21 protein-coding genes and 2 tRNA genes are annotated in these 23,403 nt (G+C 69.6%); 11 read left to right on the top strand and 12 right to left on the bottom strand.

Annotated features, from left to right (window positions below; genetic code table 11):
- Positions 1–114 precede the first annotated feature (114 nt).
- A complete protein-coding gene (locus ACIBTS_RS31300; protein WP_399323801.1) occupies positions 115–1,476 on the top strand; it encodes a hypothetical protein in 1,362 nt (453 codons plus the stop codon).
- On the opposite strand, the gene ACIBTS_RS31295 is transcribed toward ACIBTS_RS31300, so the two are convergent.
- Both ACIBTS_RS31295 and ACIBTS_RS31290 read right to left on the bottom strand, forming a co-directional pair.
- A complete protein-coding gene (locus ACIBTS_RS31295; RefSeq protein WP_399323800.1) occupies positions 1,440–3,104 on the bottom strand; it encodes a protein kinase in 1,665 nt (554 codons plus the stop codon). The genes ACIBTS_RS31300 and ACIBTS_RS31295 overlap by 37 nt on opposite strands.
- 173 nt (positions 3,105–3,277) lie before the next feature.
- Positions 3,278–3,826, bottom strand: coding sequence for a DNA-binding protein (locus tag ACIBTS_RS31290; RefSeq protein ID WP_319337508.1), 549 nt, complete (start codon positions 3,824–3,826; stop codon positions 3,278–3,280).
- Between the two features lie 181 nt (positions 3,827–4,007).
- On the opposite strand from ACIBTS_RS31290, the gene ACIBTS_RS31285 reads away from it, so the two are divergent.
- A tRNA-Ala gene (locus tag ACIBTS_RS31285) sits at positions 4,008–4,080 on the top strand.
- Positions 4,081–4,150: 70 nt separating this feature from the next.
- Here ACIBTS_RS31285 and ACIBTS_RS31280 read toward each other — a convergent pair.
- A complete protein-coding gene (locus tag ACIBTS_RS31280; RefSeq protein WP_399323798.1) occupies positions 4,151–4,879 on the bottom strand; it encodes a DUF5324 family protein in 729 nt (242 codons plus the stop codon).
- A gap of 296 nt (positions 4,880–5,175) precedes the next feature.
- Between ACIBTS_RS31280 and ACIBTS_RS31275 the strand changes: the two genes are divergently transcribed.
- On the top strand, positions 5,176–5,709 hold the full coding sequence (locus tag ACIBTS_RS31275) for a peptidylprolyl isomerase (protein ID WP_399323796.1): 534 nt from the start codon (positions 5,176–5,178) through the stop codon (positions 5,707–5,709).
- 176 nt (positions 5,710–5,885) lie between these two features.
- Entirely contained in the window at positions 5,886–6,785 is a 900-nt protein-coding gene (locus ACIBTS_RS31270) for a rhomboid family intramembrane serine protease (RefSeq protein WP_399323794.1), read from the top strand.
- A gap of 255 nt (positions 6,786–7,040) precedes the next feature.
- On the opposite strand, the gene crgA is transcribed toward ACIBTS_RS31270, so the two are convergent.
- On the bottom strand, positions 7,041–7,295 hold the full coding sequence (crgA, locus tag ACIBTS_RS31265; RefSeq protein WP_079661149.1) for a cell division protein CrgA: 255 nt from the start codon (positions 7,293–7,295) through the stop codon (positions 7,041–7,043).
- A 140-nt stretch (positions 7,296–7,435) separates the two neighbouring features.
- Here crgA and ACIBTS_RS31260 point away from each other — a divergent pair, with 140 nt between their 5' ends.
- Genes ACIBTS_RS31260 through ACIBTS_RS31235 form a run of 6 tightly spaced genes read left to right on the top strand, consistent with a single transcriptional unit; the run spans position 7,436 to position 11,680 of the window.
- A complete protein-coding gene (locus ACIBTS_RS31260; protein ID WP_399323792.1) occupies positions 7,436–8,260 on the top strand; it encodes a DUF881 domain-containing protein in 825 nt (274 codons plus the stop codon).
- A 22-nt stretch (positions 8,261–8,282) separates the two neighbouring features.
- Complete coding sequence (locus ACIBTS_RS31255; RefSeq protein ID WP_399323849.1) at positions 8,283–8,966, top strand: class E sortase; 684 nt, start codon at positions 8,283–8,285, stop codon at positions 8,964–8,966.
- 16 nt (positions 8,967–8,982) lie between these two features.
- Positions 8,983–9,180, top strand: a complete 198-nt coding sequence (locus tag ACIBTS_RS31250) for a hypothetical protein (protein WP_319676302.1) — start codon at positions 8,983–8,985, stop codon at positions 9,178–9,180.
- Positions 9,177–9,815 (top strand): aminodeoxychorismate/anthranilate synthase component II, encoded by a 639-nt coding sequence (locus ACIBTS_RS31245; RefSeq protein WP_319337525.1) that lies wholly within the window; start codon positions 9,177–9,179, stop codon positions 9,813–9,815. Before ACIBTS_RS31250 ends, ACIBTS_RS31245 begins: the two co-directional genes overlap by 4 nt.
- The gene (locus tag ACIBTS_RS31240) at positions 9,812–10,879 is read left to right on the top strand and encodes a class E sortase (protein ID WP_399323790.1); all 1,068 of its coding nucleotides are present in this window, start codon (positions 9,812–9,814) and stop codon (positions 10,877–10,879) included. Before ACIBTS_RS31245 ends, ACIBTS_RS31240 begins: the two co-directional genes overlap by 4 nt.
- A gap of 45 nt (positions 10,880–10,924) precedes the next feature.
- A complete protein-coding gene (locus tag ACIBTS_RS31235; protein ID WP_399323788.1) occupies positions 10,925–11,680 on the top strand; it encodes a class E sortase in 756 nt (251 codons plus the stop codon).
- A gap of 118 nt (positions 11,681–11,798) precedes the next feature.
- Here the strand turns inward: ACIBTS_RS31235 and pknB are convergent, their stop codons facing one another.
- The 6 genes from pknB to ACIBTS_RS31205 form a co-directional block, all read right to left on the bottom strand.
- Positions 11,799–13,772, bottom strand: a complete 1,974-nt coding sequence (pknB, locus tag ACIBTS_RS31230) for a Stk1 family PASTA domain-containing Ser/Thr kinase (RefSeq protein ID WP_399323786.1) — start codon at positions 13,770–13,772, stop codon at positions 11,799–11,801.
- 169 nt (positions 13,773–13,941) lie between these two features.
- The gene (locus tag ACIBTS_RS31225) at positions 13,942–15,411 is read right to left on the bottom strand and encodes a peptidoglycan D,D-transpeptidase FtsI family protein (protein WP_399323785.1); all 1,470 of its coding nucleotides are present in this window, start codon (positions 15,409–15,411) and stop codon (positions 13,942–13,944) included.
- Positions 15,408–16,847 (bottom strand): FtsW/RodA/SpoVE family cell cycle protein, encoded by a 1,440-nt coding sequence (locus ACIBTS_RS31220; protein WP_399323783.1) that lies wholly within the window; start codon positions 16,845–16,847, stop codon positions 15,408–15,410. The genes ACIBTS_RS31225 and ACIBTS_RS31220 overlap by 4 nt, the downstream gene beginning before the upstream one ends.
- Positions 16,848–16,874: 27 nt before the next feature.
- On the bottom strand, positions 16,875–18,458 hold the full coding sequence (locus ACIBTS_RS31215; protein ID WP_399323781.1) for a Stp1/IreP family PP2C-type Ser/Thr phosphatase: 1,584 nt from the start codon (positions 18,456–18,458) through the stop codon (positions 16,875–16,877).
- A gap of 92 nt (positions 18,459–18,550) precedes the next feature.
- A complete protein-coding gene (locus ACIBTS_RS31210) occupies positions 18,551–19,069 on the bottom strand; it encodes an FHA domain-containing protein (RefSeq protein ID WP_069769333.1) in 519 nt (172 codons plus the stop codon).
- 10 nt (positions 19,070–19,079) lie between these two features.
- Entirely contained in the window at positions 19,080–19,973 is an 894-nt protein-coding gene (locus tag ACIBTS_RS31205; protein WP_399323778.1) for an FhaA domain-containing protein, read from the bottom strand.
- 447 nt (positions 19,974–20,420) lie between these two features.
- On the opposite strand from ACIBTS_RS31205, the gene ACIBTS_RS31200 reads away from it, so the two are divergent.
- Positions 20,421–20,507 (top strand) — tRNA-Leu (locus ACIBTS_RS31200).
- A gap of 199 nt (positions 20,508–20,706) precedes the next feature.
- On the opposite strand, the gene ACIBTS_RS31195 is transcribed toward ACIBTS_RS31200, so the two are convergent.
- Both ACIBTS_RS31195 and ACIBTS_RS31190 read right to left on the bottom strand, forming a co-directional pair.
- Complete coding sequence (locus tag ACIBTS_RS31195) at positions 20,707–22,467, bottom strand: hypothetical protein (RefSeq protein ID WP_399323776.1); 1,761 nt, start codon at positions 22,465–22,467, stop codon at positions 20,707–20,709.
- Between the two features lie 2 nt (positions 22,468–22,469).
- The gene (locus tag ACIBTS_RS31190; RefSeq protein WP_399323774.1) at positions 22,470–23,381 is read right to left on the bottom strand and encodes a hypothetical protein; all 912 of its coding nucleotides are present in this window, start codon (positions 23,379–23,381) and stop codon (positions 22,470–22,472) included.
- Positions 23,382–23,403: the final 22 nt, after the last annotated feature.

Below are 23,403 nucleotides of genomic sequence, written 5' to 3'. Positions count from 1 at the left end.
GGGCAGGATGGGCCACGTTCGGTCTAAGGCGAGGGGGCGGGATCGATGGCCCGGCGTGCGGGGCTTGCGAGGCGTGGGACGGCTGTGCGGCGGTCCGTCGCGCGGATCACTGCCGTGGGAGCGGTGCTCTGCGCGTCATCGGTGGCGCTGCCAGGGCCGGCCGCCGTCGCCGCGCCGGACGTCCCGTCGTACGCCTTCGCGGACGACGTCCGCAGCGCCCCGGCGGCGACGGGCACCAGCGACGCCGTACGCCTGGACCCCGGCGCGACGTACCGAAGCTCCCTCAAGGGGCAGGACCAGAGCCAGGGCCAGGACCAGAGCCAGGGCCAGGGCCGGGAGAAGCGGGTGAAGGCCTACTACCGGCTCGAACTCGACGGTGCGTCGAACGTGTACGTCTCCGTGACGGCGATCCCGCGCGCGGGAGCCGTCCTGTCCGTCGGAGACGGGATCAGCGTCTCCGTGCAGAACGCCGACGGCCTCCGATGTTCCAACGACTCGGCCGGCGTGGGCGCGTCCAAGAGCCCGCAGCCGATCACGGCGTGGGGCGCGCGCGAACTCGTACCCGGCAAGGGGGTGTGCCAGGAGCCCGGTACGTACTACGTCGTCGTCGAGCGCACCGGCACCGGCACCGGCACCAGCACCGGCACCGGTGTCGAGGACCCCTGGGAGCTGGAGCTCGCGGCCGTCTCCGAGGCGCCCGTGCGGAAGGCGGTCTCGACGAGCGTGCCCGAGCAGTGGGACTCCGCGACGCCCACGCCGCCCGTCGCCGAGCCGGTGGCGGTGCGGGGCGGGGCCGGCTTCGCCAGGGCGACCACCGTGGAGCCGGGCGTGTGGAGCGACGAGATCGTCCCCGGGCAGACCCTCTTCTACAAGGTCCCCGTCGACTGGGGCCGGCAGGTGTCCGCCGCCGTCGACCTGGGCAGTGCGGACACGGACTCCGGATATGTGGTCGACGCCCTGGACCTGACCCTCTACAACCCGGTGCGAGCCGAGGTGAAGGACGCGAGCGTCGGCTTCGGCGGCACCCAGAAGTCGGCCTCGCTGCCGCCCGTGCCGCCGGTCAGGTACGTCAACCGGTACGCGCCCACCGATCCGACGAACTCGCTGCGGTTCGCCGGCTCGTACTACCTCGTGGTGCACCTGGCCTCGCAGGTGGCCCAACGTTTCGGCGAGGGGCCCTACGGGCTCACCCTGCGCGTCCGGGTGGGCGGCAGCACGCAGGCCGGTCCGGGGTACTCGGCGCAGTCGGTGCCGCGCGGGTTCTTCGACGTCGGCGCGCCGGACCCGGAACCCTTGGCGGGCGGCAGCGCGTCGAGGGGCGGTGCGTCGGGCGGTGACCCCGTGATGCGGGCGGTCGCCGTGGGTGGCCTCGGCACCGGGAGCGCGCTGCTGACAGTGCTGGGGGTGTGGACGCTGACCGCCCGGCGCAGGGCCGCCGCTCAGACGCGGGCCAGCGCCCAGAACCCCACGGCGTAGCAGACCAGCGCCAGGAGCAGCAGCGGCACCGCGACCTTGGCGGGCGGCCCGGGACGCCCCCGGCGGACGGCGCGATGACCGCGTCGACCGCCCCGCGGCGCAACCGCCTGCGCGGCCGGCTGCGGAACCTGCGGGTCCTGGGCGGTGTACGAGGCTGTGGACACCTCGGCGCGCGGCCCACGGGAGGGCAACACGAACGTGGACTCGTGCGGTGCGTGTGGCCCGGGGGACTCGTACGGGGACTCGTACGCAGCCGCGGAAGAGGCCGGCGGATACGGAGTGGGGGACTGCGGGGGCGGCAGGTGGAAGCTTCCGGTGTCCGACATGGAGGGGACGTGAGCGGGCGCTGGTGCTGGTGCCGGCGCCGGGGTGGGAGTCGGCGCGGAGTCCGGGGCGTGCAGTGGCGCGGGCGGCAGGGGTACGGAGCCGGAGACGGGTACGGAGCCGGGTACGGAGCCGGGTACGGAGTGGGATGCGGCGACCGGCGGCGTGGAAGTCCCGTCCGTCCGGGAGGGCAGGCCGCCGGTGCCCGGGTGGGCCGGATCGGCCGCTCTTCCCGGACCGGAGGGATACGGCCCCGAGGGGAACGATCCGCTGCCCGCAGAGGCCGGATCGGGAGTCGGGTGCGGACGGGAGGGCAGCGAGCCGGTGCCCGGGTGGGCGGGGGCGGGAGGGGTGTTCGGGCGGGTGGGCACGGAGCCGGTTCCGATTCCGGTACCGGTTCTGCCTCCGGTTCGCGGCCTCGGTGCGGACGGACCGTCGGCCCCGAACCCCTTGGGCAACGGGCCGAGTTGGTCGAAGATCTCGATCATCTCGTCGTCCGGGCTGGGCTCGGGCAGGAGTTCGACGGCGGCCGCGAGCGCCTTGCGTGCCCCCGTCGCCGTACGGAACCGTGCCTGCGGGTCCGGCTGGAGCAGGGTGGCGACGACCTGCCACAGCGGCTCCGGCACGCTCTTCGGAGCGCCCGGCGTGCCGTGTTCCGCGAAGTACTGGATGAGTGCCTTGGCGTCCGGCTTGGCGCCTTCCAGCAGATACAGGGCGACCAGGCCGACGGCGAAGAGGTCGGCCGGGAAGTCCGGGTCCGCGCCCATCATCTGCTCGGGCGCGAGGTAACCGGGCGTCCCCACCACGAGGTTGGTCTCGGTCAGCCGGGGCTCGCCCAGCCGCATCGCGATGCCGAAGTCGGACAGCCGCAGTCGGGGCCGGGCGGTCCCGGTGGCTTCCAGCAGGATGTTGGCGGGTTTGATGTCGCGGTGCACGACGCCTTCCGCGTGGACCGCGGTGAGCCCGGAGAGCAGCTGGTCGAGCAGGGTGCACACGAAGCCCGGGGGGAGGGGGCCGTAGTCGCCGACGAGGTGGACCAGTGAACCGCCGCCGACGAGGTCCATGGTGAACAGGACCTTGTCGTCGTCGGCGGCCCAGCTGGCGGGCGCGAGCACATGGGGGTGGTCGATCCGCAGCGCCTGCTCGCGCACGAAGCGCAGCAGCGCGTGTGCGTCGCTCTGCTGGAGCACCTTGGCGGCCACGTAGCGGCGGCGGCGGTGGTCCCAGGCACGCCAGACCGCGCCGACCCCTCCGCGTCCGATCGGGTCGGCCAGTTCGTACCGTCCGGCGAAGACCTCACCCATGGCAGTGCCTCGCTCCTCCCCCTGGTCCCCGGGTCCCCTCGGTTCCCCCCTTGCTACCCCCGTGATGAGCGATACGACCCCCGTGTTCTGGCTGCGTTGTGCCAACCCCCCAGTTGCCCCCGAGCTGCCGGCCGCCCGGTTGCCGAACCCCCTTCGGCGACCGGGCCGGCGGCTCAGCTCTGGTGGGACTGGTAGTGCGTGACTGCGTCGGAGGTGCGGCCGGCGCCGTACACCCGGAGGAACTCTGCCAGTTCGGGGTGGGTCGGGGCGAGGGTGTCGGCGGCGTCGATGATGTCGCCGGCGGCGGCCACCGAGCGCAGCAGGGACTGGATCTCGCGGACGACCCGCTTGACCGTGGGAGCCCCCGAACTGCTCGTCGTCTGCGTGGTGTTGCTGAGCACCGAGCCCCCCTGCGACCGCTTGATCTCGTCCATGCGCTCGGTCGCCTCGGCGGCGCTGACGCTGCCGTCCGCGACCTGCGCCGCCAACTCCTGGAGCAGCTGCACCCGCTGCACCACCGCCGGGTTGCCGATCTTCGCCCGCTGACCGCTCATCAGCTGCGACAGCATCGGCGCCGACAGTCCAAGTACCCCCGCGAGACGAGCCTGGTTGAGGCCAAGATCGTCGATGAGCTTACGGAAGAGCGCCCCCAGCGGCTCCCCGTACCAGTTCCGCTGCAGTTCCCGCGCTCTCGCGGTCGCTTCCTGCTGTGCGGCGTCCATTGCGTCTCCCCATCGCTTCCCCAGAAACCGCGGTTCGCTGTAGCGAACCACGTCCGAGCATCTTACGGAGAGTGGTCATCCGCGGGGACCCCAATCTTTTTGCGAGATACCCCGGGTGACCCGGTACTCTGGTCTGCGGCGCCCGCCGGTGCGAGGTTCTTCCGGCCGGACGTCCCCTTCCGGGGCCTTAGCTCAGTTGGTAGAGCGCTGTCTTTGCATGGCAGATGTCAGGGGTTCGACTCCCCTAGGCTCCACGCACAAGACCCCTCCCACCTGCGGAAACGCAGAAGGGAGGGGTCTTTTTCGATGTGCGGACGGTACTGCTCAGCTACGGTCCTCGCGGTTCGCCGCCTCGTTCTCGGCGTCCTTCTCGGCCTCCTTGGCCTGTACCTCGGGGTCGAGGACCGACGGGTCGGCGCTGCCGTCCACCGATGTCAGGCCGCCCACGGCGGGTACCTCGGTGGCGGCCGGCGGCTCGACGAGCCAGTCCGGGTTCGCCTGCCTGTCCCACCATTTCCAGGCCGCGTAGGCACCGCCGGTGACGGCTGCGAGCACGGCCAGTGCCTTGGCGAGCCGGCCGGCCTTGGCTCGCCGCCGGTGCTTACGCGCCAGCCTCTCGATCTCCTTCGGCGTCACCTGACCGCGCAGGGCGGCCAGCGCGGCGACGCCACGGGCGGTGGCCTCGTCCTTGACGGGCCCGGCCGCGGCCACGGCCTGCTCGATCCTCGGCCGCGAGTAGTCGGCGGCCTGCCGCGCCGCCAGGCGGGTACGGGCGGCCGCTTCCTGCGCGGCCAGGTCTACCTTCGACGGGACATGTGTCTTCGCCTGTTCCATCGCGTGTTCCAGACGCGGGGCGACATGGGCGTCGTACTGGACGCGGGCCTGTTCGGCGGCCTGCGACACCTTGGGCGCGAGCCGTACGCGGGCCTCATGCGCGTAAAGCGCGGCCCGCTCCTTGGCCGTGTCGGCGTAGGGCGCCACCACTTCCGCGGCGTGCAGCACGCTGTCCTTCGCCGAGCCGGTCGCGGCGCGCACGCTGTCGATGCGGGTCACGGGATCCTCCTCCTCGGTGGCGTACGGTATTTCGACTTTCCACCCTTTTACGGATCATGCCTGCCGTGCGCCGTCACGGCATGTGCGGGCGGGCATACGGCGGACGGGCATATCGTCGACAGGCCGACAAAACCGACGATGCCACGGATCGGCCCCGCCCGCTCCCGTCCGGAGCGAGTCGAGTGCATTTCCGTACCCGAACCGACGGGTCCGGTGCAGGAACGGGCCGTACGGCGGCGTACCGCGTCGGGCGTGCGAGGATCGGGGGGTCACAGAAAGACAACGGAAGGCAGACCGTGGCCGAGCAGCTGTACGCCACCCTGAAGACCAACCACGGCGACATCGAAATCCGGCTCTTTCCGGACCACGCCCCGAAGACGGTCAGGAACTTCGTGGACCTCGCCACGGGCGGGCGTGAGTGGGTCAACCCGCAGACGGGCGTGAGGTCCTCGGACAGGCTGTACGACGGCACGGTCTTCCACCGGGTGATCAGCGGTTTCATGATCCAGGGCGGTGACCCGCTGGGCGACGGCACCGGGGATCCCGGATACCAGTTCGCGGACGAGTTCCACCCCGACCTGCGCTTCGACAGGCCCTACCTGCTGGCCATGGCCAACGCCGGGCCGGGCACCAACGGCTCGCAGTTCTTCATCACCGTCTCCCCGACGGCCTGGCTGACCCGCAAGCACACCATCTTCGGCGAGGTCACCGACGCGGCGAGTCAGAAGGTCGTGGACGCCATCGCGGCCGTCCAGACCAACCCGCGCACCGAACGTCCGCTGAAGGACGTCGTCATCGAGTCGGTCGTCGTCGAGACCCGCCAGGTCTGAAGCCGGGCGGGTCCGAGCCCGCCGGGTTCGCGGCGAAAACGCCCCAGGCGAACCATGGGGAACCTAACGCCCTGCTCGTCCGTCAGGATGTGCAGGGCGGTTCCTTTCCGACCACGAACGACCCCGTCACGACTCCGACCACGACCACGACCTCTTCCACTTGTTTAGGGGAGCCCATGGACCAGGCGCCTGGCAGCCGGCAGGACGACGCGCGCAGCGGCCTGCCCGTCTGCTACCGGCACCCCGACCGGGAGACCGGCATTCGCTGCACCCGCTGCGAGCGCCCGATCTGCCCCGAGTGCATGGTCAGCGCCTCCGTCGGATTCCAGTGCCCGAACTGCGTCCGTGAGGGATCCGGGACGGGGCACCCGCCCGGCGCCTCACAGCCCCGCACGCTCGCGGGGGGCACGATCGCCGCCGACCCCCACCTGCTCACCAAGATCCTCATCGGGCTCAACGCGGTGATGTTCGTCCTGCAGCAGGCCGTCGGCGACAGTTTCACCGACCGGTTCGACATGATCGGCCGCGCGATCATGCCGGCCCTCGGGTACGGCGAGCTCCAGGGCGTCGCCGAAGGGCAGTGGTACCGGCTGCTGACCTCGATGTTCCTGCACGCCAGCATCATCCACATCCTGTCCAACATGCTGAGCCTGTGGTGGATCGGCGGTCCGCTCGAAGCGGCCCTCGGCCGGGCCCGGTTCCTGGCGCTGTACCTGGTCTCCGGTCTCGCCGGCAGCGCGCTGACGTACCTGATCGCCGAGCCCAACCAGGCCTCGCTCGGTGCTTCGGGGGCCATCTTCGGGCTCTTCGGCGCGCTCGCCGTGCTGGTGCGGCGCCAGCGCCTCGACATGCGGCCGGTCATCGCCCTGCTGGTGATCAACCTGGTCATCACGTTCGGGTGGAGCGGTATCGCCTGGCAGGCCCACATCGGCGGCCTGGTCGCCGGCGTCGTCATCGGCATCGCCATGGTCCACGCCCCGCGCGAGCGCCGGGCCCTCGTGCAGTACGGGACCTGCGCGGTGATGCTGGCCGCCGTGGTGATCGTGACGCTCCTGAGGACGGCTCAGCTCACCTGAGCGCGCTGTTGTCCACAGTCTGTGTCGAATCTTGTGCACAACGTGCGGGAACGGCTGCGCCCCCTGCCATCGACCCGCGTTTGTGCAGGTCAGGCAGGGGGCGAACAGTTTTTCGAGTGAGGGTGACAGCCGGTACTTACGTCACACCGGCGTCAACCTCCGATGAGTTATCCACAGATCGTCTTTCTTTTCCCCATGTGGAAAACCGCTGTGGATAACTCAGTGGATAGCCCTGGGCAGAGCTACGGGACAGCCCTATTTCCACTGGGTGGAGACGCCGAACCCGGCCGCGATGAACCCGAAGCCCACCACGATGTTCCAGTTGTCGAGCTGGTCGATCGGCATCGAGCCGTCGGTGACGTAGAAGACCACGATCCAGGCGAGCCCGATGAGGAACATGGCCAGCATCACGGGCGCGACCCAGGCACGGCTGTTCAGCTTGATGGCGGTCGCCTGCTTCGCCGGGGGCGGCGTGTAGTCGGCCTTCTTGCGGATACGTGACTTCGGCACGAGGGTCTCTCCTGTCGATGCGCTGCGTGGCCGCGCAGGTGCTGGGTCGGGCTCGGGGGCTGCGTACTAGGGGACTGAGGGGCTCCCCCGGGCGTCCGTTAGCGTAGTGCTTCTACGGCGCCGAAGGAGATAAGGGTACGTTGAGCAATTCTGCCGACTCCCCCGGGACAGGTACAACGGGTTCCGGCACCGGCTCCTCCCCTGGTGCCGGTGATTCCGGAGATTCCGGACGCCGGGGCGGCTTCCGGCCCGTGCGGGTGCTCACCGTCGGTGTCTTCGCCCTCGCCGGCCTTCTCTTCTTCACCAGCTTCAACACCGCCAAGGGCACCAACATCCGCACGGACGCCTCCCTGCTGAGGCTGTCCGACCTCATCGAGGAACGCAGCCAGAAGAACGGCGAACTCGACGAGGCCAACGGGGCCCTGCGCGACGACGTGGAGTCGCTGGCCGAGGCCGACGACGGCAGCAGCAAGGCCCAGGACGACAAGCTCGCGGGACTGGAGAAGAACGCCGGCACCCAGAAACTCAAGGGCAAGGCCATCACCGTCACCCTCAACGACGCCCCGCCGAACGCCACCGCCAAGCTCCCCGGCTACCCGGAACCGCAGCCCGACTACCTGGTCATCCACCAGCAGGACCTCCAGGCCGTGGTGAACGCCCTCTGGCACGGCGGCGCCCAGGGCATCAAGGTCATGGACCAGCGGCTGATCTCCACCAGCGCCGTCCGCTGCGTCGGCAACACCCTGATCCTCCAGGGCCGCGTCTACTCACCCCCGTACAAGATCCAGGCGGTCGGCGACCCGGAGAAGCTGCAGCAGGCGCTGGCGGACTCCCCGGCGATCCAGAACTACATGGTCTACGTGAACGTCTACGGCCTCGGCTGGAAAGTCACCGAGGACGGGACGGTGACTCTGCCGGGCTACTCGGGCACAGTGGATCTGCACTACGCCAAGCCTGTGAAATAGCCGCCGGGGGGCGCCTGTGTCGGTGCGGGTGATCGTCAGGACGTTCAGCGAGCTGTGCATCACCGTAGGCGCCGTCATCGTCCTCTTCGTCGTCTACGTGCTGTTCTGGACCGGCGTCCAGGCCGACCGCGTCATGGACGACCAGATCGACGACCTGCACGACCAGTGGGCCCGCCATAGCGCGGGCCCCGCCCCGAGCGCCGGCCCCGCCACCACCGTCCAGCCGGCGCCCTACCGCAGCGGCAGACCCTTCGCCGTGATGTACATCCCGCGCCTTGGTTTCACGTGGAACAAGCCGGTCCTCGAAGGCACGGCGACCGGCACCCTGAAGAAGGGGCTCGGACACTACGCCGGGACGGCGCGGCTCGGACAGACCGGGAACTTCTCCGTCGCAGGTCACCGCCGTACCTATGGCGACCCGTTCAAGGACTTCCCCAAGCTCGGGCGCGGCGACGCGGTAGTGCTGACGGACGGCACGACCTGGTTCACGTATCGGATCGACAAAGGCCCTTACAAAACCGTTCCCTCGGACGTCGAGGTGATCGACGCTGTGCCACGTAAGTCGGGGTACACGCGTCCGGGCCGGTACCTGACGTTGACCACGTGCGATCCGGAATGGGGGCACAGTCACCGGCTGATCGTCTGGGCGCACCTGGACTCCACACAGCCTGTGGAGGCAGGCGAACCGAAGGCTCTGCGCCGTTAGTCTGGTGGCGTACGGCGTGAGTCAGGTGCCGTGGTGCGACGGAAGGGACGGCATGTACGGCTGGATCTGGCGGCATCTGCCGGGAAACGCGTGGGTGAAGGCGCTGCTCTCGATCGTGCTGGTCGTCGCCGTGGTGTACGCGCTGTTCCAGTACGTCTTCCCATGGGCCGAACCGCTGCTTCCCTTCAACGATGTGACGGTGGACAACCAGTGAGCGCGCGCATTCTCGTCGTCGACAACTACGACAGCTTCGTCTTCAACCTGGTCCAGTACCTGTACCAGCTGGGCGCCGAGTGCGAGGTCCTGCGCAACGACGAGGTCTCCACAGCCCATGCCCAGGACGGCTTCGACGGCGTCCTGCTGTCCCCCGGGCCGGGCACGCCCGAGGAGGCCGGCGTCTGCATCGAGATGGTCCGCCACTGCGCGGCGACCGGCGTCCCCGTCTTCGGCGTCTGCCTCGGCATGCAGTCGATGCAGGTGGCCTACGGCGGTGTCGTGGACCGCGCGCCGGAGCTGCTGCACGGCAAGACCTCGCTGGTGGAGCACGGCGGCAAGGGCGTCTTCGCCGGCCTGCCGACGCCGTTCACCGCGACCCGCTACCACTCGCTGGCCGCCGAGCCGCAGACGGTCCCGGCCGAACTCGAGGTCACCGCGCGTACGCACGACGGCATCATCATGGGCCTGCGTCATCGTGAACTGCCCGTCGAGGGCGTCCAGTTCCACCCGGAGTCGGTGCTGACCGAGCACGGGCACCGGATGCTGGCCAACTGGCTCGTGGAGTGCGGCGACCAGGGCGCGGTGGCGAGGTCGGCGGGGCTCGCCCCGGTGGTGGGCAGGGCCACGGCGTGACCGCGCTGCGCCCCGAGCGCGAGGACTCGTACGGCACCGCGCCGTACGAGTCCTTCGGCGGTGATCAGTACGGCGCAGGATCCGCGTCCTACGCGGGGGAGCCGTACCTGCCGCCCATCGACGAGGAGACGGTGGCGCTGCGGATACCGCCGTCGCCGGCGTCCACGTTCGGCGGCGAGTCCGTATCGGCCTCTGGCGCCCCAGGAACCTCTCCCGCCCCTGGATCACCGGCCGGTGGCCGCGCGGCCCGCAGAAAGGCCGCCAAGGGCCGTCATGGGCGTCATGGCGGCCCGGGCGAGGCGCCCGAGTCGTACGACGGAGCCGACGCGCCCGCGCAGGACGAGCGGCCGCTGTCGCGCGTCGAGGCCCGCCGCCGGGAGCGAGCACGTAAGCCGAGCGCGGCCGTGGTCGCCAGCCGGGCGGTGGGCGAGGTGTTCATCACCACGGGCGTGCTGATGCTGCTGTTCGTCTCCTACCAGCTGTGGTGGACGAACGTGCGGGCCCACGCGCAGGCCGACAAGGAGGCGAGCAGCCTTCAGGACGACTGGGCCAGCGGCAAGGGCGCCCCCGGGGCGTTCTCGCCGGGGCAGGGCTTCGCGATCCTCCACATCCCCAAGCTGGACGTGGTGGTGCCGATCGCCGAGGGCGTCAGCAACAAGAAGGTGCTCGACAAGGGCATGGTCGGGCACTACGGCGAGGGCGCGCTGAAGACGGCGATGCCCGACGCGAAGACCGGCAACTTCGGGCTCGCGGGCCACCGCAACACGCACGGCGAGCCGTTCCGGTACATCAACAGGCTGCAGGCGGGCGACGAGATGGTCGTCGAGACGCAGAACGAGTACTTCGTCTACAAGATGACGTCCTCGCTGCCGGTGACCGCGCCCGGCAACACCAGCGTCCTCGACCCGGTCCCGCCGGGCTCCGGGTTCACCGGGCCGGGCCGGTACATCACGCTCACCACCTGCACCCCGGAGTTCACCAGCAAGTACCGCTTGATCGTCTGGGGCAAGATGGTCGAGGAACGGCCGCGCAGCAAGGGCAAGCCGGATGCGCTCGTCGAGTAGGCAGGCAAGCGGGTAGGCGTGCAGTCGAGTAGGGGCAGAGTGAACGTGGCAGCGACCACCGGCGACACCGAGCACGAGGAACACGCGCGCGTGGACGCGTCCGAGCCCCCGCCGCGGCGCCGCGCGGGCGGCCGGATCGCGCTGGCCGTCAGCGTCTTCGGTGAGCTTCTCATCACGGCCGGCCTGGTGCTCGGCCTGTTCGTCGTCTACTCCCTGTGGTGGACCAACGTCGTCGCCGACCGGCACGCGGACCGGCAGGGCGACAAGGTGCGCGACAACTGGGCGCAGGAGGACACCGGTCCCGGAGCGCTCGACACCAAGGACGGCATCGGCTTCCTCCATGTGCCCGCGATGAAGAACGGCGAGGTGCTGGTCGAGCAGGGCACCTCGTCGAAGGTCCTCAACGAGGGCGTCGCCGGCTACTACACCGACCCCCTCAAGGCCGTCCTCCCGACGAGCGGCAAGGAGGGCAACTTCACGCTCGCCGCCCACCGCGACGGTCACGGCGCGAAGTTCCACAACATCGACAAGCTGGAGAAGGGCGACCCGATCGTCTTCGAGACGCGGGACAACTGGTACGTGTACAAGGTCTACGCGGTCCTTCCCGAGACCTCGAAGTACAACGTCGACGTCCTCGGCCAGATCCCCAAGGAGTCCGGCAAGAAGAAGGCCGGCCACTACATCACCCTGACCACCTGCACGCCGGTGTACACGAGCCGGTACCGGTATGTGGTGTGGGGCGAGCTGGAGCGGGTGCAGAAGGTCGACGCGGACCGCACACCGCCGAAGGAACTCGGCTGAGCCGATTCTGAAACGGCCTGAGCCGACCTGAACAGGCCTGAGCCGGCCGAGGCTCGGGGCAAAGGCGTGGGCCCCACCGGAGGTCTCCGGTGGGGCCCACGTCGTTCACCGCACGCGGCTAGCCCTGGCCGCCGCCGAAGCCGCCGTTGTTACCGCCGTTGTTGTTCTTGAAGGCGATCAGATTGACCGTCTGCCCCCGGTTGACGGTGCTGCCGGGCGCCGGGTCCGAGCCGATGACCTGGGCGTCGTCGTCCGAGGAGCCCGCGATCTGGCCGACGTTCAGGCCCGCGTCCCGCAGCGCCTTCTTGGCGTCCTTCACGCTCATGCCCTGGAGGTTGGGCGGGACCTGGGTCTGCTGGGGCTGGCTGCTCTTGCCGATCTGGATCTGGACCGTGGAGCCCTTGTCGGCCTGGGAGCCGATGGACGGGACGGTCTGGATGACCTTGCCGACCTGGTTCGGGTCCTGGGTGTCGACCTCGACGCAGTTGCCCTGCAGGTCGTTCTGCTGCATCTGGGCCTTGGCGTCGTCACAGCTCTTGTTGGAGACGTCGGGGACGGTCGCCTTCTCCTCGGCCTTGGCGATGGTGAGGGTGATGGTCGTGCCCTTCTCCACCTCTTCGCCGAGTTCCAGGCTCTGCTTGATGACGTTGCCCGCCGGTTCCGCGGAGACCTCTTCCTTCGTCTCCACGACGAACAGGTACTTGTCGCCCTCCAGGAGCTTCTTGGCCTCGTCCTGGGTCTTGCCGAGGACACTCGGGACGACCACCTTCGGCGCACCCGTCGACACGACCAGGTTCACCGTGTCGCCCTTGTTGACCTTCTGGCCGAGCGCCGGGTTCTGCGAACAGATGTTGCCCTTGGCGGTGCTCTCGCAGGGCTTCTGGGTGAAGACCGCCTTCAGCTCGACGTTCTTGGCCATCGTCGTGGCTTCGGCCTGCGTCTTGTTCACGAAGTTCGGGACCGCGAACGGCTTGTTGGCGGCGCCGTCGCCGGTGAACACCCACTTGCCGATCAGGATCGCGCCGACGAGCACCAGCACCGCGGCCAGGACCAGCAGGATCGTCGAGGCGTTGGACTTCTTCTGGCGGCGCCGGGCGGGACGGTCGTCGTAGCCGTAGCCGCCGTCGTCCGGGTTCATGGGCGGCAGCATCGACGTGGCGCCGGCGTCCGCGGAGCGCATGGCCGTGGTCGCCTGGTCGTCGCCGTACCCGCCGTAGCCGACCGAGCCCATCGCCGCCGTCGCCGCGACCGGCTGGCCGTCGAGGCAGGCCTCGATGTCCAGGCGCATCTCGTCGGCCGACTGGTAGCGGTAGTTCGGGTCCTTGACCAGCGCCTTCAGGACGATGGCGTCCATCTCGGGGGTGATCTCGGGGTCGAAGACGCTCGGCGGCTGCGGTTCCTCCCGGACGTGCTGGTACGCCACCGCGACCGGGGAGTCCCCCACGAACGGCGGCCGTACCGTCAGCAGCTCGTAGAGCAGACAACCCGTCGAGTACAGGTCGGAGCGCGCGTCGACCTGCTCGCCCTTGGCCTGCTCCGGCGAGAGGTACTGGGCGGTGCCGATGACCGCGGACGTCTGCGTCATCGTCATGCCGGAATCGCCCATCGCACGGGCGATGCCGAAGTCCATGACCTTGACCTGGCCGTTGCGCGTCAGCATGACGTTCGCGGGCTTGATGTCGCGGTGGACGATGCCGGCTCTGTGCGAGTACTCCAGCGCCTGGAGGATGCCGATGGTCATCTCCAGCGTCCGCTCCGGCAGCAGCTTGCGGCCGGAGTGGAGCAGCTCGCGGAGCGTGGAGCCGTCGACGTACTCCATGACGATGTACGGGATCGAGACCCCGTCGATGTAGTCCTCGCCCGTGTCGTAGACCGCGACGATCGCGGGGTGGTTCAGCGAGGCGGCGGACTGGGCCTCCCGGCGGAACCGGGCCTGGAAGGAAGGGTCGCGCGCGAGGTCCGCGCGCAGCGTCTTCACCGCCACGGTGCGGCCGAGGCGGGTGTCATGTGCGAGGTAGACCTCGGCCATGCCACCACGGCCGAGCACATGGCCCAGCTCGTACCGGCCGCCGAGGCGACGCGGCTCTTCCATAGCTACCTACCAGCCCTCTCCGTCGGTCCCGACCGGCACACGTGTGCGGCCGGAGGCTGCCGTCCGGGCTTACCGTACCTGGACGGAGCAGTGTGACCTGGCCAAGCCCGTCACCCGATACAGGACCGGTATCGCAACGTGCACCGATGTGTAGGCGACGTGATGGGGGTCACTTCTTGCTGTCGATGACTGCCTTCATCACGTCCCTTGCGATCGGACCGGCGAGACCGCCGCCGGTGATGTCCCCGCGGTTGGCTGCGCCGTCCTCCACGACGACCGCGACGGCCACCGGCGCGCTGCCGTCGGACAGCTTCGCGTACGAGATGAACCAGGCGTACGGCTTCTCGCTGTTGTTGAGGCCGTGCTGGGCGGTACCGGTCTTGCCGCCGACGACGGCGCCGTTGATCTTGGCCTTGCCGCCGGTGCCCTGCGGGTCGTTGACGACCGTCTCCATCATCTCCTGCAGGGCCTGCGCGGTCTTGGAGGAGACGGCCTGGGACAGTTGCTGGGGCTCGGTCGTCTCCAGGGTGTCCAGGTTCGGGGCCCTGAGCTCGTCGACCATGTACGGCTTCATCAGCTTGCCGTCGTTGGCGACCGCCGAGGCGACCATGGCCATCTGCAGCGGGGTGGCCGCGTTGGAGCCCTGGCCGATGCCGTCCAGGGCGTTCTGCGGCTGGTTGTCCTTGGGGTAGACGGACTCGGCGGCGCGCACCGGGGTGTCCAGCTTGGCCTCGTTGAAACCGAACTTCTCGGCCTGCGCGATCATCTTCTCGTTGCCGACGTTGTCGGCCATCTTCGCGAAGACGGTGTTGCAGGACACCATGAGCGCGTAGCGCAGCGTGGCGTTCTCGCAGTCGCCGTGCTCGTTGCCGAGCTTCTTCGTGGACTGCGGCAGCGGGAACGGGTCCGGGGTGTTGGTCTTGGAGTCGATGCCGTCGACCTCGCCGTTCTCCAGCGCCGCCGCGGCCGTGACCACCTTGAACGTGGAGCCGGGTGGGTAGGTCTCGCGCAGCGCCCGGTTCAGCATCGGGTCGTCGGGGTTGTTCTTCTTCTGGACCGCGTTCCACGCCTCCTGGTCCTTGTCGGAGGACCCGGCGAACTTCGACGGGTCGTACGACGGCGTGGAGACCAGCGCGAGGATCTTGCCGGTGGACGGCTCGATCGCCGCAACGGCGCCCTTCTTGTCGCCCAGGCCGGTGTACGCGGCCTTCTGCGCGGCGGCGTTGAGGGTGGTGATGACGCTGCCGCCCTCCTTCTCCTTGCCCGTGATCATGTCCAGGGTGTTGCGGAAGAAGAGCCGGTCGTCGTTGCCGCTGAGGATGCCGTCCTCCAGCTTCTCCAGCTGGTTGGCGCCGAACGCCTGCGAGGAGCGGCCGGTGACCGGCGCCCACATGGCGCCGTCGGTCCAGGTGCGCTTGTACTTGTAGTCGCCGCTGGTCTCCACCGAACCGGTGATGGCCTTGCCGTCGACGATGATGTTGCCGCGCGGGGTGGAGTAGCGCGTGATGTTGACGCGGCGGTTCAGGGTGTCGCCGGCGAGGCTGTCCGCCTTGACGTACTGCAGGTAGTTGTCCCGCAGCAGCAGGGTCAGCACGAGGAGGCCGCAGAAGATCGCGATCCGGCGCAGGGGCTTGTTCATGACGGGCGGACCACCTGGGTCATCTCGGCGTCGGGGTTGGAGGCGGGGGCGGGCGCCGGACGGCGCGCGGTGTCGCTGATTCTGAGCAGGATGCCGATCAGCGCCCAGTTGGCGATGACGGACGAACCGCCGTACGCCAGGAACGGCATCGTCATACCGGTGAGCGGGATGAGCCCCATCACACCGCCGGCGACGACGAACACCTGCAGGGCGAACGCGCCGGAGAGACCGATCGCGAGCAGCTTGCCGAACGGGTCGCGGGCGGCGAGGGCGGTCCGCACGCCGCGCTCCGCGATCAGGCCGTACAGCAGCAGCAGCGCCATGATGCCGGCCAGCCCCAGCTCCTCACCGAAGGTGGCGAGGATGAAGTCGGAGTTGGCGGCGAACTTGATCAGCTCCGAATGGCCCTGGCCCCAGCCGGTGCCGAGGGTGCCGCCGGAGCCGAACGCCCACAGCGCCTGCATGGCCTGCTCGGAGTGGCCGCCGACACCCGCCTGCGAGAGCTTGTACTCCTTCATCGGGTCGAGCCAGGCCTGGACGCGCTGCTGGACGTGCGGCTCGACGCTGGCCACGCCGACCGCGCCGGCCGCGGACATCAGCAGACCGAACACGATCCAACTGGTCCGCTCGGTGGCCACGTACAGCATGATCACGAACATGCCGAAGAACAGCAGCGAGGTGCCGAGGTCCGTCTCGAAGACCAGGATCAGGATCGAGATCAGCCACACGACGATGATCGGACCGAGGTCACGGCCGCGCGGCAGGTAGAGGCCGAGGAAACGGCGGCTGGCCAGGGCCAGGGCGTCCCGCTTCACCATCAGATAGCCGGCGAAGAAGATCGCGAGCACGATCTTCGCGAACTCACCGGGCTGGATGGAGAAACCGGCCACCGAGATCCAGATCTTGGCGCCGTAGATGTTCTGGCCCAGACCCGGCACGAGCGGCAGCAGCAGCAAGAAGATCGCGCCGACCATCGAGATGTACGTGTAACGCTGCAGAACGCGATGGTCCTTGAGGAAGATCAGCACCACGATGAACAGGGCGATGCCCATCGCCGTGTACAGCAGCTGCCGCGGCGCGGCCGTACCGGCCTGCTCGGCCTGCTGCAGGAACTTCGACTGGTCCAGACGCCAGATGGCGACCAGACCCAGCCCGTTCAGCAGCGTGGCCAGCGGCAGCAGCAGCGGATCGGCGTACGGCGCGAACTTGCGGACGACGAGATGGGCGACGCCGGCCAGCAGACCGAGGCCCAGCCCGTAGGCCAGGAGGCCGGACGGCACCTGCTCGTTGATGGCCAGGCCCACGTTGGCGTAGGCGAAGACCGGGATGACGACGGCGAACACCAGCAGCGCGAGCTCGGTGTTGCGCCGGCTCGGCGTACCGATCGAGCCGATCGTGGACGTGTGGTGCGTCGGCGAGTTGGTAGTACTGCTCATCGTGTGACGGGGCCTCTCACGGCTTGCCTACTGCTCACCGCACCGCGAGACGACCTTCTGCTCTTCCTCCGAAAGGCTGGGGCCGGGGGTGGGAGTGGCGGTCGCGGATACGGACGGGGACGCGGTTGCCGAGGGGCTCGGCGATGCCTTGGACGCGAGCGACGTGGGGGTGGTTCCCGTGGTGCCGCCGGCCTCGCCCGTGCCGGTCTTCGAACCGGTCTTCGAGCCGGTCTTGCCCGCCGGGGTGGCGTCGGCCTGCTTCTTGCAGGCGGAGGCCTGGACGGCCAGCTCGTCGATCTTCTTCTGGGCGGCGGACAGATCGCCCTCGGCGATCGTCGACTCGACCAGCTTCTGCTGGTACTCCGGGAGGTACTTGAGTTCGATCTCGGGGTGGTCCTTCTCGACCTTCGACAACGACACCCACGCCAGGTCCTGACTGATACCCCGGTACAGGGCGACATGCTCGTCCTTGGAGCCGACGTAGTACTGCGTCTGCGTCCAGCGCCAGCCGCCGTACAGTCCGCCGCCGATCACGGCGAGCGCGAGCACGCTGTAGAAGGATCTCTTCAGCCACTTACGGCCCTTGCGCGGCTTCACGAAGTCGTCGTCGGTGTAGTCACCGAAGCCGTCGGTCGGGATGAAGCCGGTGATGTCGCCGCCCGAGCCGGGCGGTCCGAACTCGCCGCCCCCGCCATGCCCCTGCTGCCTGCGGCCGAGACCGGAGGCCCGGCCCGCCGGCGTCTGCATGATGCCGTTGTCGTGCAGCTGCAGCTGGTTCTCGGCGACCGCGCCGACCACCACCGGAGTGTCCGACAGCTGCCCGGCGAGCGTGTCCCCGGTGTCCAGGTCGAGGACGTCGGCGACGATCACGGTGATGTTGTCGGGGCCGCCGCCGCGCAGCGCGAGCTGGATCAGCTCCTGCACCGTCTCCTGCGGGCCCTGGTAGCTGGCGAGAGTGTCCTCGAGCGTCTGGTGGGAGACGACGCCGGACAGCCCGTCGGAACAGATCAGATACCGGTCGCCGGCGCGGACCTCCCGGATGGAGAGGTCCGGCTCGACATGCTCGCCGCTGCCCAGCGCGCGCATCAGCAGCGAGCGCTGCGGATGCGTGGTGGCCTCTTCCTCGGTGATACGGCCCTCGTCGACGAGGCGCTGCACCCAGGTGTGGTCCTGCGTGATCTGCGTCAGCACGCCGTCACGCAACAGATAGGCACGCGAGTCGCCGACATGCACCAGACCCAGCCGCTGGCCCGTCCACAGCAGAGCGGTCAGCGTGGTCCCCATGCCCTCGAGCTGCGGATCCTCCTCCACCAGCGCGCGCAGCTGATCGTTGGCGCGCTGGACGGCGGTACCGAGCGAGGTCAGAACATCGGAGCCCGGGACGTCGTCATCGAGGGCGACGATCGTGGAGATGGCCTCCGAGGAGGCGACCTCACCCGCGGCGGCGCCACCCATGCCGTCGGCGATGGCGAGCAGGCGCGGACCGGCGTAACCGGAGTCCTCGTTGCCCTCCCGGATCATGCCCTTGTGCGATCCGGCGGCGAAACGCAGTGACAGACTCATGCGCACCTCGCCCGTCGGCCCCGGGTACAGCCGGTCGTGTCGAGCCACACTGCCCACCCTCCGCTCGGGAGCACACCGGGGCCCTGAGTGCCGGCCGCCGCCGCGTGCTCGCTCCGCTCGCGCTCACTCATGATGCAGCACTACTTCCGAAGCTCGATGACGGTCTTGCCGATACGGATCGGCGCGCCCAGCGGGATCGGTGTGGGAGTCGTCAGCCGCGATCGGTCGAGATACGTGCCGTTGGTGGAGCCCAGGTCCTCGACGATCCACTGACCGTCGCGGTCCGGGTAGATCCTGGCATGGCGGCTGGAGGCGTAGTCGTCGTCCAGCACGATCGTGCTGTCGTGCGCCCGGCCCAGCGTGATGGTCTGGCCCTGGAGCGCGACGGTGGTGCCGGTGAGGGTGCCCTCGGACACGACCAGCTTCGTCGGTGCGTTACGGCGCGTGCGACCGGCGGCGGCCGGCTGCTGGCGCTGCTGCGGGGGCGCCTGCTGGCGCTGGGCCTGCTGCTGCGCCCGCCCCGCCTCCCGGCGCGAGCCGCGCTGGGTGACCCGCGTACCGAACAGGTCGCTGCGGATGACCTGCACGGCCACGATCACGAACAGCCACAGTACGGCCAGGAAACCCAGCCGCATGACCGTGAGGGTCAGCTCTGACATTGCCCCCGCTTCACCCTTCGGCTTGCCGGTAAATGATGGTGGTGCTGCCCACGACGATCCGCGAGCCGTCGCGGAGCGTAGCGCGCGTGGTGTGCTGTCCGTCCACCACGATGCCGTTGGTGGAACCGAGATCCTGGATCGTCGAGGGCGAACCGGTCCGGATCTCGCAGTGCCGGCGCGACACGCCGGGGTCGTCGATCCGCACGTCGGCCTCGGTGCTGCGGCCCAGCACCAGCGTCGCGCGGGAGATCTGGTGGCGGGCACCGTTGATCTCGATCCAGTGGCGGGTGCGGGACCCGGGCTGCGGAGCCCCGGCCAGCCCCCCACCTGCCCCGCCGGGGCGCTGCGCGCCGGCGGCGGGCGGGTAGCCGTAACCGCCGGGACGGGCGCCGGGGGCGCCCGGCGGCGGAGCGGACGGCATGGGCGGAGCCGCGGCTCCGGCGCCGGCGCTGAGATACGGAGCGCTGCCCGGTCCGCCGGGCCGCTGTCTGCCGCCCGCGGCGGGCGCCTGCTCCGGCGCCTGGCTGCTGGAGGAGGCGAGCGTACGGCTGCGCACCCGGTACAGGCCGGTGTCGAGGTCGTCCGCCTTCTCCAGGTTGACCTTGATCGGTCCCATGAAGGTGTAGCGCTGCTGCTTGGCGTAGTCGCGCACCATGCCGGCGAGCTCGTCGCCGAGCTGGCCCGAGTAGGGGCTCAGTCGCTCGTAGTCCGGCGTGCTCAACTCCACGATGAAGTCGTTGGGGACGACCGTGCGGTCGCGGTTCCAGATGGTCGCGTTGTTGTCGCACTCACGCTGGAGCGCGCCGGCGATCTCGACGGGCTGGACCTCGGACTTGAAGACCTTGGCGAAGGTGCCGTTGACCAGACCCTCGAGACGCTGCTCGAACTTCTTCAGAACTCCCATGGGGCACCTCCTCCGTAGTGGCTGCCGTCCTGTGGCGTGCCGCTTGCCTTGCCGGTCACGTTGCCGCTTACCTGGTACTGCTTACTGATCGTATCCACGCGCCGGTGAATCGGCTGGTTCCCCCTGTCGGCCCCGTCGACGGGTGTCGACTCCCTCGTGCACACCTGCTTCGGACTCTCGCTTCTGCCCAGGATCGTAGAGGCGGCCGTGGACCAGTGTCCCGCACCTGACTGTGCTCCTGGTCCGGCTCCTGGGGAGACGGTCGCCATAGGTACGAGGTTGATACGTGAACCAGTCACCACGGAGACGTACGGGGTCGCCGACCGTCCCCCACCTGCTCCCTGCCCGCGAAATAGGGATGTGAACGCACCCTGGACCGCGTGCTAATGTTCTGCGTGTCGGAAGGCGGCGGGCCGAAAAGCCCACAAGCCCGAGGACACACCCAATGCGCGGGTGGCGGAATAGGCAGACGCGCTGGATTCAGGTTCCAGTGCCCGCAAGGGCGTGGGGGTTCAACTCCCCCCTCGCGCACCAGGGAGCACCGACGAAAGTGCTCTGGTTGCACCGACGGAACGGGCGGCATCGTGATCACGATGCCGCCCGTTCCGCTTTGTGTGGGCAGAAACACGTGGACCGCCGACGGCTTGAGGCCGTCGGCGGTCCGGTTTCCGGGTGTGGATCTTCGGGTGTTCTGCCGGGGGCTACGGGTGGCTTGTGAGGAAGGTCTCAGGGCTTAGGGCTGGGTGACGTAACCCTTGGGGGTCCAGGTGCCCAGTGGCTTGGTCTTGCGGCGGCGGGTGGGCCGGCGGTGGGGTCGGTCGTCGTGGAGAGCGATGGAGTCGGCCCAGGCCCTGAGCTTGCGGCGGTTGGCGTGGGCGAGCTGGAAGGCCAGCAGGAGGGTCTGGGCGGCGATGCCGCGGATCCGGCGGGTGCCGGCGTCTTCGAGGCGCTCGTAGAGGGTGTCCTTGGCGAAGCCGTTGATGCCTTCGACGCTGTTGCGGAGCCGGAAATACACGCGCTGCCAGGCTTCGGAGCCGTACTGAAGTGGCTGCCAGAGGTTGGCTGCAGCTTCCGGTGGGACGGTGACGGTCTTCTGGCTGCAGCACGGGGGTGAGCCTGCGGGGCTGGGAGCGGGGTCGACGAGGGGCAGGTGGATGCCGCGGCCGAGGGTGTAGGTCTTGAGGGGGCACTGGGTGCGGTTGGCCTCGGCAGGGCACATCACGCGCCGGTGACCTTCGGCGTCGGGGCGCTGCTTGGGCATGAAGAGGTACGCGGCTCGGGCACGAACGCGGTCGATCCAGGTTTGCTTGTCGATCTTCTTGGCGATCAGGTCCTTGGTGGCGTCCTTGAGGTCCTGAGGCATGGAGGGGCAGTACCAGTTGCCCTCGACGAGTTGGGCTCCGGCGAAGCCGGCCTGGACGCCCAACTGGTCCCTGGCGTAGTCGTAGACGGGCTCGTAGCCCATGGCGCGGATGGGGAGCTGGAAGTTCTCCGGCCTCTGGCCGTTGTAGGCGCGGTCGCCCGCCAGGTAGCCGCGCGGGAGGCTGCCGTCGATCTGCTGGAGGGCTTCGACGGCGACGTGGCCGGGGCGGTGGCTGGGCTTGTCGACGGAGAAGGCGATGACCAGGGCGGGGACGACGTCGGGGTCGGCGGAGCCGTCGGGCAGGGGGACGCCGTTGCGGCTGGGATCGCGGGCGATGACGAGGGAGGCGTCGTAGCCGAACAGGCGCTTCTTGATGCGCTCCGCCTGCTTCTGGAGCCTGGCACTCTTCTTGTCCTGCAGGGCGGGCGCGAGGTCGTCGAGGGCGAGTGGGTCCTTGTGCTTGGTGGTGCGCACGTACCAGGCGGCGTCGGGGTCGGTGGCGGTGACGGGGCTGTCGGCAGCCAGGCCCTTGGAGTAGGTGCCGACGGCGGTGGCGTCGACGCAGACAGAGCCGTCCCAACGGTCTTCCAGGAGAGCCATCGCGTCACGCAGGGACATGGCCAGGATCAGGTTGGCAAGCTTGATCATGAGACCGCGCTTGCGGGCGAGCTCGCCCGTGTCGGCCTTGGCCAGGAGTTTCTCTGCATGGCGGCGGGCAAGGCGGTGGTTCTTGGGCAGCGGGGACGGGTCGATCGCTTCGAGGATGCTGTGCAGGCGGCGGCGGACTGTGGCGTAGGCGGCTTCGAAGCCGCGGTCGTGGTCGGGGTAGCGGCGCAGGCCGAGCTGCTCGCGCATCGGCTCGGAGAGGGAGAAGAACAGCAGGTCGGTGACGGCGGTGAAGGTGACGACGCCGCCGTTGCGGGCGGAGGCCAGGCTCATGCCGACCAGCAGGGCCTCGACAGGGAGCTTGCAAGGGCAGCCAGTGCGGCGTGCGACGAGCGGTGCGATCTCCTCGATCAGGCCCGAGCCGGCCACTTCGTCGCGGATCCGGGCAACTTCGGGGTCGGGAACGAGGGCGCGCTGGGAGCGCAGGCGGGCGATACGGGTGTGACGTGCGAGGCGGCTGGTCATGGTCAGAACTCCTTGAGCGCGGAGGCGGCCTGGTCGGGCGAGAGGTTGCGGACGTGGGGCAGGACCCGGTCGATGGAGCGCAGGGTGGTCAGGCCTGCGGCGGCCATCAGGGTGGGTAGGTGCATGCGGGCTTCGATGGCGTCGACGAGCCAGGTGGCACGGGCCCGGCCTATGACCAGCAGAGGTGTCCCTGGCGGCTTCTTGGTGCGGGCGAGGAAGTTGGTGACGGTGTTGGTGCCGCGGGCTTGGCTGCTCGGGCGGAAGAGGTAGCGGGCCTGGCCGGGGAGGGAGGCCCAGGCAGTGGCCTCAGTGAGGACGGGGGCCCAGGCGGTGCGGCACAGCACCACCCGGGAGCGCTGTCCGCGGACCGCGACGGCGACGGCGCCGTTGGGTGCCTCGCGGACGTCGTGGGTGCGCAGCGGGATGATCTCGGGTGAGTCCAGTGCGCAGCCCAAGCCGAGGGCGAGCAGAGTCAGGAGGCCGTTACGGAGTTCGTCGGTGGGCTGGGCGCGGGCGGAGGCGTACAGCTGGGCCTGTTCCGGCTGGGTGTAGGGGCGGGAGGCGTCTGAGCCTGAGTAGGCGGCGGGGTTGCCGGTGATCAGGTCGGGGCCGAGGAGGGCGCGGCGGAGTTTGTTGAGGCGGCAGCGGCGGTTGGAGCGGGAGGGCTCCTCCAGGTGCAGGCAGCCGGTGGCCAGGTACCACTCGATCGCCTCCGGGGTGAGCAGGTGCTCGGCCTTGGTGGGGCGCCCGCAGGCGTCGGCGTGGGCGGCGGCGTGAGCCAGGGCGCCGAGCCAATCGCGGGCTTCCTTGGGCGTGGCGGGCCCGGCCTTGGCGATGGCGCGGCGGCAGTCGGGGCCGATACGTGCCCAGACGGGCCCCGGCAGCTTGGGCCGGTAGCGCTCGATCGCGTCCATCGTGACTCTCCACCAGGAAAGA

Origin of the sequence: Streptomyces sp. NPDC050121, assembly GCF_044460385.1 — a bacterium.
Taxonomy (GTDB): domain Bacteria; phylum Actinomycetota; class Actinomycetes; order Streptomycetales; family Streptomycetaceae; genus Streptomyces; species Streptomyces soliscabiei.
The sequence above is the reverse complement of the archived record's forward strand: the minus strand, read 5'-3'. Positions and strand labels throughout refer to the sequence as shown.

Bases quoted from the DNA above. Each gene is read 5' to 3' on its own strand.
- ACIBTS_RS31295 (WP_399323800.1), bottom strand. From the start codon at position 3,104: ATGGGTGAGGTCTTCGCCGGACGGTACGAACTGGCCGACCCGATCGGA.
- ACIBTS_RS31195 (WP_399323776.1), bottom strand. From the start codon at position 22,467: ATGACCAGCCGCCTCGCACGTCACACCCGTATCGCCCGCCTGCGCTCC.
- ACIBTS_RS31290 (WP_319337508.1), bottom strand. From the start codon at position 3,826: ATGGACGCCGCACAGCAGGAAGCGACCGCGAGAGCGCGGGAACTGCAG.
- ACIBTS_RS31190 (WP_399323774.1), bottom strand. From the start codon at position 23,381: ATGGACGCGATCGAGCGCTACCGGCCCAAGCTGCCGGGGCCCGTCTGG.
- ACIBTS_RS31220 (WP_399323783.1), bottom strand. From the start codon at position 16,847: ATGAGCAGTACTACCAACTCGCCGACGCACCACACGTCCACGATCGGC.
- ACIBTS_RS31225 (WP_399323785.1), bottom strand. From the start codon at position 15,411: ATGAACAAGCCCCTGCGCCGGATCGCGATCTTCTGCGGCCTCCTCGTG.
- ACIBTS_RS31210 (WP_069769333.1), bottom strand. From the start codon at position 19,069: ATGTCAGAGCTGACCCTCACGGTCATGCGGCTGGGTTTCCTGGCCGTA.
- ACIBTS_RS31270 (WP_399323794.1), top strand. From the start codon at position 5,886: ATGGACCAGGCGCCTGGCAGCCGGCAGGACGACGCGCGCAGCGGCCTG.
- ACIBTS_RS31205 (WP_399323778.1), bottom strand. From the start codon at position 19,973: ATGGGAGTTCTGAAGAAGTTCGAGCAGCGTCTCGAGGGTCTGGTCAAC.
- pknB (WP_399323786.1), bottom strand. From the start codon at position 13,772: ATGGAAGAGCCGCGTCGCCTCGGCGGCCGGTACGAGCTGGGCCATGTG.